This is a genomic window from Nocardia sp. NPDC004582, assembly GCF_053602115.1.
The window spans coordinates 1-10,747 of sequence record NZ_JBSGCY010000069.1 but is presented as its reverse complement, the minus strand read 5'-3'; the positions used below and the strand labels follow the sequence as shown (position 1 = coordinate 10,747).

The following is a 10,747-nucleotide window of genomic DNA, read 5'->3' as shown; positions in this document are numbered from 1 at the left end:
GTGTCGCAGCGAATTCGCTGCGACACCACCTTCACGTCAGTCGGCGAAATCGAATTCGCCGGCGCGCACGCCCGACATGAACGCCCGCCATTCCGATTTCGTGAACCACAGCACCGGGCTGTGACGGTCCTTGGAATCGCGCAGCGCGATCTGTCCCTCGTGGTACGCGACCTCGACACAGTCGCCGCCGCCGTAGCTGAAACTGCTCTTGGCGAACCTGGGCCCGCGACGCTCGCCGCGAATCGTCTTGCGGTTCATGACATTCATTCCTTCCCCCGGAGGGGCACTCCCCATGCCCCTACTGTTGAATCGCTGACGACAAGCACAGTGCTATCCGAACCACCGGCAGCGCAACTGAATTCATGCGATCTTGCACGCCGACTCATCGAAATGCTCATGACCGCAATTCTACGGCGACCCACCGACAGAAACCGGTGACGCAGGGACCGCCGGAACCGCCCCGCACCCGCTGAAACCGTGCGCCTCAGCCTCGTTCGATCCACTGCTGTACGGCGGCCGCGAGCATCGAGTCGCCGCGCGCGGTGGGATGCCAAGGGAATCCGAGCAGATCGGTGCGCGGGTCGAAGGCTCCGGCCACCCAGGAGTCGGCGGCGCAGGCGCCGTGCCCGGCGGTCACCGCCCGCGAGTCCAGGAAGTCCACGTTCAGCAGGCGGGCGGCCTCACGCTGGGCCGTGTCGATCCGGTCGAGGAACCCGGTGACCGCGCCGGCCCGCGGCTGCACCACATCGACGCCGAGGACGCTCGCGCAGGCGGACTCCTGGCCGGGGGTGTGGATCTCCGGGTATCCCACGAACAAGATCCGTGCGTTCGGGGCGTAGTAGCGGATGTACTCGACCGCTTTCCGGACCCGGTCGGCGTACCCCTGACCGGTGACGGTCGCGGGGTCGGGGGTGCGGCCTTGGGCCGCGGCATCCGGACCGCAACCGTTGGCGAAGTCGGTCAGACACGCCATCGACAGGACGACCGGCTTGTCGGTCCCCCAGGCGTCGTTCATGCCGAGCTGAATCGTCACCGCCCGGGTCCGCGGTCCGAACGCGCCGTCGGACGCGGCCCGCTTCACCTGATGCACCAGCGCCCAGCCCGAGGTGTCGATGGTGCCGCCCTGACACGAGGTGTCCTCCACATCCTCGCGCGCCAGGCCCATCCGCCGAGTCAGCTGCGTCGGCCACGAGGTGGCCACATGCTTGCAGCCGGGATCGCCGTCCTTGTTCAGCAGGTCGATGATCTCACCGTTGGCGGAAAAGGAATCGCCGATGGTCACGAGCGTTCTGCCGGTGGGCTCCTCCGCCGTCACCGTCGGCGCCACCGCGCCGAGCACCGCCGCGGTGGAGCACACCGCGGCCGCCGTCACCAACCGCAACCGAGCCGAACTCTTCACTACCCGCGTACCTCTTGCCGATGCCCATGTGAAACCCAATCGGTTCCAATTCGAGCCACTGTAGCCGCGCGACGAGCGCGTCGAGGTTCGATTGCGAATTCGATGACCGACGCCGCGATCAGTGCCCGCTCGCCAACACCCTGACAGTGACCGCGAGCGGCGCGACAGGCGGCGACGTTGCGGTCCGAATTCCGCCGGACACGCGGCCACGGCGTTCCTAGCGTCGAGACCATGGAACTCGATATCAGCACGGCCTCACGCGCCCGGATACTGCGGCCGCCCACGGTGTGGTTCATGACCTTCGCGGCGGCGCTCGGCACCGGGGCCATGTATCCGCTGCAGCCCGCGATCGCGGCGTTGACCGGCTCGCTCCATACTTCCGTCACCGCCGTGGGCACGGCTTTGGCCTGCGGCCCGATCGGTTACCTGGCGGGGCTGGCGTTGCTCGTGCCACTGGTCGATCGGTTCGCGCCACGCGCGGTGGTAGCCGTCCAATTCGCCGCTCTGGCCGCTGTTCTGGCTGCCACGGCGGCGGCCGGTTCGCCGTGGCTGCTCGGCCTGGCGGTGGGTCTCATCGGCGCGGGATCCTCGGTCGGCGCGCAATTGAGTTCTATCGCCGGGAGATTCGTGCCCTCGCGGCAGCGGGCCACAGTGCTCGGGACCGTGACGGCCGGGATCTCGGCGGGCATCCTCGCCGGACGGATCGTCGGCGGATGGCTGACGGATGCCATGGGGTGGCGGGGCATGCTGCTCGTCTTCGCCGCGGCGTGCGCCGGCTGCGCTGTCGCCGCCCACGTGACCCTGCCCGCGGCGGCGGGCACGACCACCGCCGGCTATCTCGCGACGCTGCGCGGCATGCCCGTGCTGTATGCCCGGAATCCGACGCTGCGGCTGGCAGCGATCCGAGGCGCCCTGTGGTTCTTCGCCTTCTGCACCATCTGGGCGGGACTCGCGGTCGCCCTGTCCCAACCGCCGTTCTCGTTCTCACCCGAACGGATCGGCCTGTACGCCTTCGCGGGACTGCTCGGCATTGTCGCCACTCGCGTCGCCGGAACCTGGACCGATCGCATCGGCGCGCGACGGGTGATCCTGCTCGGCTTGCCGCCGGCGATCGCCAGCACGGCGGTTCTCGCCATCGCGTTGCCGAATACGGCGGCAACCCTGTTGTGCCTCGGCCTCTTCGACGCCGGACTGTTCGCCGCCCAGGTCGCCAATCAGAGCACGGTCCTGGCGATCGACCCCACCGGCCCCGCGCGCTTCAACAGCGCTTACATGGTCGTCTACTTCATCGGCGGCAGCGCCGGCACCGCGTTCGGCGCCGCGGCGGTCGGCTGGTTCGGCTGGGCTGCCACGGCGCTCATCGCCGGCGCGGCGGGCGTCCTGGCCACGATCATCACCGTTCTGAGCGGACGAGGCATCGCCGCCACATCATGAATCCGTTGGATCGCCTCGGCCAGTCGCCGATCCGGGGCGCTCGAGCAGCGATCACAGGTCGTCGAGCCAGTCGACGAAGCGCTCCCAGGCGCTGGAGTGGGCGTTGCGTTTGTGGTTGTTGACGGCCACGCGGGTCGGGAACTTCTTGAAGCAGACGTCGCAGTGGTACTGGCGATTGGCGGCGGTCGTGAGGAAGGGGGCGGCGGGTGGGAGGGAGCGGGCGAGGGTCGTGGCGGGAAGGGCTCTCGGGGCGGGCGGGGGTGGGAGGAGGAAGGGGAGGTTGCCGGTCGAGTCGAGCAGGCCTACCTGGCGGACCAGGTTCTGGGTGGGGTGTTCGGTGGGGATGTGCAGGGCGGTCGGAGTGTTGGAGGCGATGAATTCGTCGGATGCGCCGAGGCCGCGGAGGGTTGGTTTGGCGCCGCGGGTGCGCGGGAGGTCGACGATCAGGGCGGCGATGGAGTAGTGGTCGCGGGAGACGGTCAGGAAGGCGGTTTCGCCCTGGATCATCGGGACCACGAAACCGTCGCCGGGGTGGTTGAACTTCTCGAGGATCAGGAAGGTCGGGGCCCGGTAGACGCCGGAGAGGTGGTGCGCGACGGTGATGTTCGCGTCACTGAGGGCCCCGTAACCGTCGCTGTAGTCGTGGCGGCGGATCACGGGTTTCGGTGCGGGCGTGAGGATCACCTGCGGCGGGGGTGGGGCGGAGAAGGCGCCGGCGAGCCGGTCCATGCCGATTTCGATAGCCTTCTGCATCGCGGCGATCCCGGCTGCCACCAGAATCGGATCGACCATGTCCCCTCCCCCGGAACCGGCGAGTGTCTCTTGCCACCCGCACTCTCCGAATTATCGGGATTCGCGCGCGAATGTGACAGGGGAACCGGGAATCCGCGTCGAGGGCGGATTCGGTTTCAGCGCAGGATGATCGAGGCCGCGTGTTCGCCGATCATCATGGTGGCGGCGTTGGTGTTGCCGCCGACGATGCTGGGCATGATCGAGGCGTCGGCGACGCGCAGGCCCTCGACGCCCCGGACGCGCAGGGTGGGGTCGACGACGGCGCGGTCGTCGATGCCCATGCGGCAGGTGCCGACAGGGTGATAGACGGTGGTGGCGCGGTTGGGGATCTCGGCGGCGAGGTCGGCTCGGGTGGGATACGCGGGGCCCGGGGAGATTTCGGTGTCGACCGCGGGGGCGATGGACTTGGCGGCCATGACTTCCCGGGTCAGGTCCATGCCGTAGGCCAGGGTGTCGAGGTCGTTCTGCTCGGCGAGGTAGTTGGGGTCGATCGCGGGGGCGGCGGTGGGGTCGGCCGAGGTCAGGCGGAGGGTGCCGCGGCTGCGCGGGTAGATCATGGTCACCATGATGGTGAGCGATTGGCGGGGATCGGGGATGTGCCGGGTGGGGGCGTCCTGATTGGGGCCGGGGTAGCTCCAGGGCAGGACGTGGAGTTGCAGGTCGGGGATGCCGGTCGTGTACGGGGTGCGCAGGAACGCGACGGCTTCGAAGACGCTGCGGGCCAGCCAGGTGCTGTTGTTGCGCAAGGATTCCCGGATGAAGGCGCGGGCGAAGTAGCCCGGGGCGGAGCGGCGCAGCGCGGTGGGCATGGCGAAGGACATCGGCACGAACAGGTGGTCGTGCAGGTTGTCGCCGACGGGCAGGTCGGCGGCGACGTCGATGCCGAAGGCGCGCAGGTGATCGGCGGGGCCGATGCCGGAGAGCATCAGCAGGTGCGGTGAGCCGAACGCTCCCGCGCTGACGATGATCTCACGGTCGGCGCGCAGGATTTCGGTGCCGCCGCCGGTGCGGTATTCGACGCCGACGGCCCGGCCATTGTCGATCACGATGCGCAGGACCTGCGTTTTCGCCAGCACGGTAAGGGTTTTCGGCCGGTCGTCGAGATACCCGACCGAGGTGCTGGAGCGCAGGCCGTCGCTGTTGCTCTGCTGCAGGATCGAGACGCCTTCCTGTTCCGCCCCGTTGTAATCGGGGTTGAGCGCAAGGTCGGTGGTCTCGGTGAAGGCCGCCAGGAACGACTCGGAGGCGGGGGTCAGGTCGCGGGCGCGGATCACCTTGATCGGGCCGGAGTCGCCGCGGAACTCGTTGGCGCCGTCCTCGAACGACTCGAATCTGCGGAAACTGGGCAGCACGTCCTGGTACGACCAGCCGGTATTGCCCGCGGCGGCCCAGTCGTCGAAGTTGCGGCGGTTGCCGCGCACGAACACCATGCCGTTCACCGAACTGGACCCGCCGACCGCCTTGCCGTGCGTCTGCGGGATCCTGCGGCCCAGCGCGTGCTTCTGTTCGACGGTGTAATGCCCCCAGTCGATGGTCTTCTTCAACTGCGGCACGCTGTGCATCGGGCCGATCATGCCGGGTTTGCGCATCAGCCGGGACCGGTCGGAGCGGCCCGCCTCGAACAGCGTCACGGTGGCGCCGGTGTCGGCCAGCCGGCGCGCGATGATCGCCCCGGCGCTGCCGGAGCCGATGACGATGTAGTCCGTAGCAGCCATGATCAGCCCTTCCGCCACACAAGTCTCGCCCCGCACCGGCCGCGAAAACTAGAATGTGTTGCGAAAATACTCGAAAGCGACCGCACAGGAACCCGTTTCGGACCGCCGATCACGGCGACAGTACTGTCACATCCGGATCGGCTCCGGCGCCGAAGACCACCTGGCGGTAGCGAAACCGTCATGCACTTGTGTCGCCGCCTCGCACGTTCGTTCATCTGATGGTGGCCACGGCGCGGCACCCTGGTGCCGGGTACGCGGGTCCGCCACGCACCACGACAGCAGGATGTGCAGAACCCTTGGTAATCCTCACGGAACGACGCCGCCCGGCGGAGCGCGAACAGACCCTCGCCCCGGCGCCGCCCCCACCCACGCCCGCCCGCGACGGCGACTACCCCGCGCGCGGCAGCGACTACGCGGCCCTGATGCGGCGCGTGCGGCAGGCGGGACTGCTCGAACGGCGACTGCGGTACTACGGATGGAAAACCGGTCTGACCGTTGGCGCATTCGCGGCGGCCTGGGCGGTGTTCGCGGCGCTCGGCGATTCCTGGTGGCAGCTGGTCACCGCGGTGTTCGCGGCGGTCGCGTTCGCACAGGTCGCGTTCCTCGGACACGACGCCGGGCACAAGCAGATCTTCCGGACGCGGCGGGCCAACCACTGGTTCGGTCTGTTCGTCGGCAATCTGGCGACCGGGGTGAGCATCGGCTGGTGGACGAGCAACCACAATCGCCATCACGCGCACCCCAATACCGAGGGCGAGGATCCGGATGTCGGCGGCATCCTGGCCCATTCCGCGGGGCGAGCGGAGACCGGAAAAGGCTGGCGGCGCTTCATCTTCCGCTACCAGGCGTGGCTGTTCTTCCCGATGCTGCTGCTGGAGGCGGGCAGCCTGCACTTCTCGAGCGTGCGCGCCGTGCTGACCTGGCCGATCCGGCACCGGGTCCGCGAGGGCGCGTTCCTGGCCGCGCACGCCGTCCTCTACCTGTCGGCGGTGTTCCTGGTGCTGTCGCCGGTGAAGGCGCTGGTCTTCATCGCCGTCCAGCAGGGCCTGTTCGGCTTCTACATGGGCTTCACGTTCGCCCCGAATCACAAGGGCATGCCGGTTCTCCCCGAGGGCGACGACACCGATTTCCTGCGCCGCCAGGTCCTCACCTCACGCAATGTGAGCGGCGGCGCCCTGATCGACCTCGCGCTGGGCGGCCTCAACTATCAGATCGAGCACCACCTGTTCCCGTCCATGCCGCGTTCCGCCCTGCGTACGGCCCAGCCGATGGTCCGGGCCTTCTGCGCCGAGCGCGGCATTCCCTATGCCGAAACCACGCTCCTCACCTCCTACGCTCAGGCCCTGGGCCACTTGAACGCCGTCGGCCGTCGGCTGCGTTAGGCACCCGCCACCGACAGAACTGGTCAATTGTCTGAATTCGGTCATGGAACGCGGTTCCGGTTGCGAGAATCCCGGGACGATCGGTTGCCCGGTCGTAGCACGATCCGGACGACGAGGTCCGGACGACCGCGATGATCAGGAGTAACCGATGGCAGCGCTCGATCAGATCCCCGATCCGGTGGTGACGGTCGAGTCGGTACTGATGTTCTGGCTGACCCGCGGCGATACCGTCGCGATGCTCGGCGCGGCGCGGCTGCGGGACATGCGAATACAGGTGGACGCGTTGGCGCGGCGGTTCGGTGGTCTGGCGGCGGCCGAGCTGACCCCGGACCGGTTGCGGGCCGCCTACTGGCTCGACCCGGCCACCGATGCCGCCGATCTGGCCGCGGGAGCCGACCGGGCGCTGCTGCAGCTGGCTTTCGCGGCCGCGGTCGAATCACGTTTGATCGCGGCCAATCCCCTGCTCGGCCCGCTGGCGCCGACCGCCTACGCGACCCCGCCCGATCGCGACCAGTTCGATGGCTGGGCAACGATCCTCGCGCCGTTCTCGCCCGCCCCCGCCCGGCCCCGCGGGGTTCGTTTCAGCTCCGCGAACGCGCCGCGCGGCGGCTATCTCCCACCCCGCGGCCGGCTCACCGCCGCGCTGGCTCGGCAGTAGCCACTCGATCACTCAGCACACTGGTCGACCCGGCGCGCATGCGAACACTGGAGGGTTGCCGAGCTTCATCGTGACGATCAGCGGCGAACCCCACGCCCTCGCGCGCCGCCGACGCCGAGTCGATCGCGGGGCCGTATAGGTTGGGGGACATGCTGTATGGCCGCGCACTCGAGGAACAGCGGATCAGCACACTGCTGAAGGAGGCCGTGGACGGCCACAGCGGTGCGGCGGAGATCGTGGCCGACGCGGGTGGCGGGAAGACAGCGCTGCTGGATCGCGCGGCGGAGCTCACCGGCGGTAACTGGCGGGTACTGCGCTGCGCGGGTGTGGAAGTCGATTCGGAGCTGCCGTTCTCGGGTCTGCAGGAGTTGCTGATGGCGGCCGGCGGTCATCTCGACGCCCTCCCGCTGGACGCCCTGCCCGGCCCGCAGGCCGATGCGCTGCGGGCGGTGATCGGGCTGCGGGTCGCGACCGAGCCGATCGACCGCTTCCTGGTCGGTCTGGCGACCCTGTCGCTGCTGGCCGAACTGGCCGAGGGCGGCCCGGTGCTGTGCACGGTCGACGATGTCCAGTGGCTGGATTCCGCTTCGGCGCAAGCACTTCGGTTCGTCGCGCGCCGGCTCGGCGCCGAGGGCATCGTGATCCTGTTCGCGAGCCGCGCCGAGGCGGTGCTGCCGGGCGTGCCCGGCCTGCATCTGCCGCCGCTGGACACCGCGGCCTCGGCGCGGCTGCTCGCCGACAACTGGCCGGGGCTGCGGCGCGATACGCGGGAGCGGATTCTGCGGGAGGCGGCGGGGAATCCGCTGGCGCTGCTGGAGTTTCCGCGGATGGATCTGGACGCGCTGCCGGTCGGGCCGCTGCCACTGCCGCATCGGCTCTCCAGCGGCTACCGGCAGCAGATCGCGGAGCTCTCGCCCGCCGCGCGCACCGCGTTGCTGGCGGCCGCGGCGGAGACGGCCGGTGATCTGCGACTGGTGCTGGGTGTGCTCGACGCCCTCGGCGTCGATCCCGCGGGCATCGCCGAGGCCGAGGCCGCGAGCCTGATCGACGTTACCGCGCAGGCGATTCGGTTCCGCCATCCGCTGGTGCGGGCGGCGGTCTACCACGGTGCGTCGTTCGCCGAGCGGCGGCCCGTGCACGCCGCACTGGCCGCCGCGTCCGACGACGATCCCGATCGCCGCGCCTGGCACCTGTCGGCCGGGACCGTCGGCCCGGACGAGGAGATCGCGGCCTTGCTGGAATCGGCGGCGTTTCGCGCCGTGGACCGAGCCGGTTACTCGGCGGCTTCGGCGGCCGCGGAGCGGGCCGCCGCCCTGACCACCGATCTCGAAAACCGTAACCGCCGAATACTTCTGGCCATCGAATGGGCCGCCGCCGCGGGCGCCTATCAACGTGCCGCCGAACTGGGCCGGTCGGCCGGGCAGCTGCCGCTGGCTCCGGACGAGCGAGCGCGGCTGGGCTGGGTGAAAGCGCTGATCGCCTACGAGCAGGGCGACCTGCGCAGGTCGCAGAATTCGCTGTTCGCGGCGGCCGAGGAGGTGGCCGCGATCGAACCCGAGCGCGCCGGACCACTGTTCATGGAGGCGGCCCGCTCGTCCTGGGTGCTGGGTGATCCCGTGCCCGCCTACCACGCGCGCGCCCGGCTGGCGGAGCTGCGCTTGCCGCCCGCGCAGCGGTCGGCGTTCCTGCGCGCGCTCGACGGAGCACTGAATTTGCATTCCGGCGAGCTCGCCGAGGGCGTCACGCGGATTCGGGCCACCATCGCCGAGAGCCATCGTTCCGACGATCCGGCGCTGGTGCTGGCCGCGACCGGGCAGGCCACCCTGATCGGCGATCTCGAGGACGCCCATGCGCTGGCGCAGCGGTTCTCGGACACCGCGCAGTGCCAGGGCCGGGTCGGGCGGTTCGCGACGGGGGCCATCTACGCCGGTGCGGCGGATCTGTTGCTGGGCCGGCTGTGGGAGGCCGAGGAGAGGCTGGCGCACGCCGTGCGGGTGTCCCGGGACATCGGTCAGCTGGGCGAGATCGGTTTCGGCGAAGGCTATCTCGCGCTCATCGCCGGGATTCGCGGGGATGAGCCGCGATGCCTGGAACTGCTCGATCACCCGCGCCAACCGCACGGGCGGGACAATTTCATCAATTACGTCAATCACGAATGGGCGCGGGCCCTGCTCGATCTCGGGCACGGGCGCTACGAGACGGCGTTGGACCGCCTCGACACCCTGCACCGGGTTCCGAACCGGATCCGCGGCCACTGGCTGCACCTGCTGCGCGATCTGGTGGAGGCCGCGGTGCGGGCGGGCCAACCCGAACGGGCGACGCACGCGGTGGCGGAGATCGACCGGTGGTCGGCGGCACTGGGTTCGCCTTTCGCCGAGGCGATCTCGGTGCGCTGTCAGGCCATGCTGCACTCCGACGGCGACGCCTACGCGCGGGCGCTGAAACTGCAGGCCGCCGAGGGACTCTGGTACGACCACGCCCGCACGGCGCTGCTCTACGGCGAGTGGCTGCGCCGCGAACGCAGCATCGGTGAGGCCCGGACGCAGCTGCGCGCCGCGGTCGAGACCTTCGATCGGCTCGGCGCGATTCCGTGGGCGGCGCACGCCCGCAACGAATTACGCGCCGCGGGTGACGTGGCGCAACGGCTGGAGACTCCCCTGACGGTGGAGACCGCCGCGTTGACGCCGCAGGAGCTGCAGGTGGTCCGGCTCGCCGCGGACGGCGCGACGAACAAGGAGATCGCGGCCAAGCTGTTCATCAGCCCGAAAACCGTCAGCCACCACCTGTACCGGGCCTTTCCCAAGCTCGGCGTCAGCAATCGCGTCGAGCTGGCCCGGCACGCGTCCTGGTGACCGGCGGGTGCCCTATCGGCAAGAAATAGGGCATTCGTCCGATGGACGCCACGCGACCCCGATTCCTACTGTCGACGATAGGTTGGCGAAAGGGTAGGAACGTGATTCGAAAGTCTCTGGTGGTTCTCGCGGCGGGCGTGCTGATCGGCGCGCCCGCGACCGCGACGGCTCAGGCCGCGCAGCCCGAACCGGTCGCGGGCGTGCGGGACGTGGCGATCAGCACCGGGTCCGCGGCCGCGGACGTGGTGATCAACGGTTTGATCGCGGCGATCTTCGGGCCGAACGATCCGCACACCTGCAAGTTCCCGTACTGCTTCTGAGCGATATCGCGGTCGCGGAACTGTCGACCGACTGACGAACCCCGGGCCCCGCGGCCCGGGGTTCTCCATCTGAAAGGACCACCCGTGAAACGAATCATCGGAATCGCCGCGGCGGCCGCCGCCGTGAGCCTGGCGGCGGCCGGCTGCCAGGACGCGGTGACGACGCCCAGCGGCGGGTCGCAGGCGCCCGCCACC

9 protein-coding genes are annotated in these 10,747 nt (G+C 69.7%); 5 read left to right on the top strand and 4 right to left on the bottom strand.

Going from position 1 to position 10,747, the window contains the following annotated elements:
* Positions 1-36 precede the first annotated feature (36 nt).
* Complete coding sequence (locus ACWELJ_RS19805) at positions 37-258, bottom strand: DUF397 domain-containing protein (protein ID WP_357289539.1); 222 nt, start codon at positions 256-258, stop codon at positions 37-39.
* Positions 259-484: 226 nt separating this feature from the next.
* Positions 485-1,399 carry an SGNH/GDSL hydrolase family protein gene (locus ACWELJ_RS19800; protein ID WP_452367600.1) on the bottom strand — a complete coding sequence of 305 codons (915 nt, stop codon included), beginning with the start codon at positions 1,397-1,399 and terminating at the stop codon, positions 485-487.
* A gap of 177 nt (positions 1,400-1,576) precedes the next feature.
* Between ACWELJ_RS19800 and ACWELJ_RS19795 the strand changes: the two genes are divergently transcribed.
* Entirely contained in the window at positions 1,577-2,833 is a 1,257-nt protein-coding gene (locus ACWELJ_RS19795) for an MFS transporter (protein ID WP_452367599.1), read from the top strand.
* A gap of 51 nt (positions 2,834-2,884) precedes the next feature.
* On the opposite strand, the gene ACWELJ_RS19790 is transcribed toward ACWELJ_RS19795, so the two are convergent.
* Positions 2,885-3,625 carry a hypothetical protein gene (locus tag ACWELJ_RS19790; RefSeq protein WP_452367598.1) on the bottom strand — a complete coding sequence of 247 codons (741 nt, stop codon included), beginning with the start codon at positions 3,623-3,625 and terminating at the stop codon, positions 2,885-2,887.
* Between the two features lie 116 nt (positions 3,626-3,741).
* On the bottom strand, positions 3,742-5,340 hold the full coding sequence (locus ACWELJ_RS19785) for a GMC family oxidoreductase (RefSeq protein ID WP_452367597.1): 1,599 nt from the start codon (positions 5,338-5,340) through the stop codon (positions 3,742-3,744).
* Between the two features lie 296 nt (positions 5,341-5,636).
* Between ACWELJ_RS19785 and ACWELJ_RS19780 the strand changes: the two genes are divergently transcribed.
* The 4 genes from ACWELJ_RS19780 to ACWELJ_RS19765 all read left to right on the top strand — a co-directional run bounded on the left by ACWELJ_RS19780 (position 5,637) and on the right by ACWELJ_RS19765 (position 10,552).
* The gene (locus ACWELJ_RS19780; RefSeq protein ID WP_452367596.1) at positions 5,637-6,722 is read left to right on the top strand and encodes a fatty acid desaturase family protein; all 1,086 of its coding nucleotides are present in this window, start codon (positions 5,637-5,639) and stop codon (positions 6,720-6,722) included.
* A gap of 148 nt (positions 6,723-6,870) precedes the next feature.
* Positions 6,871-7,380 carry a hypothetical protein gene (locus ACWELJ_RS19775; protein ID WP_452367595.1) on the top strand — a complete coding sequence of 170 codons (510 nt, stop codon included), beginning with the start codon at positions 6,871-6,873 and terminating at the stop codon, positions 7,378-7,380.
* A 149-nt stretch (positions 7,381-7,529) separates the two neighbouring features.
* Positions 7,530-10,232 carry a LuxR C-terminal-related transcriptional regulator gene (locus tag ACWELJ_RS19770; RefSeq protein ID WP_452367594.1) on the top strand — a complete coding sequence of 901 codons (2,703 nt, stop codon included), beginning with the start codon at positions 7,530-7,532 and terminating at the stop codon, positions 10,230-10,232.
* A 101-nt stretch (positions 10,233-10,333) separates the two neighbouring features.
* Complete coding sequence (locus ACWELJ_RS19765) at positions 10,334-10,552, top strand: hypothetical protein (protein WP_452367593.1); 219 nt, start codon at positions 10,334-10,336, stop codon at positions 10,550-10,552.
* The last annotated feature ends 195 nt before the right edge of the window (positions 10,553-10,747 follow it).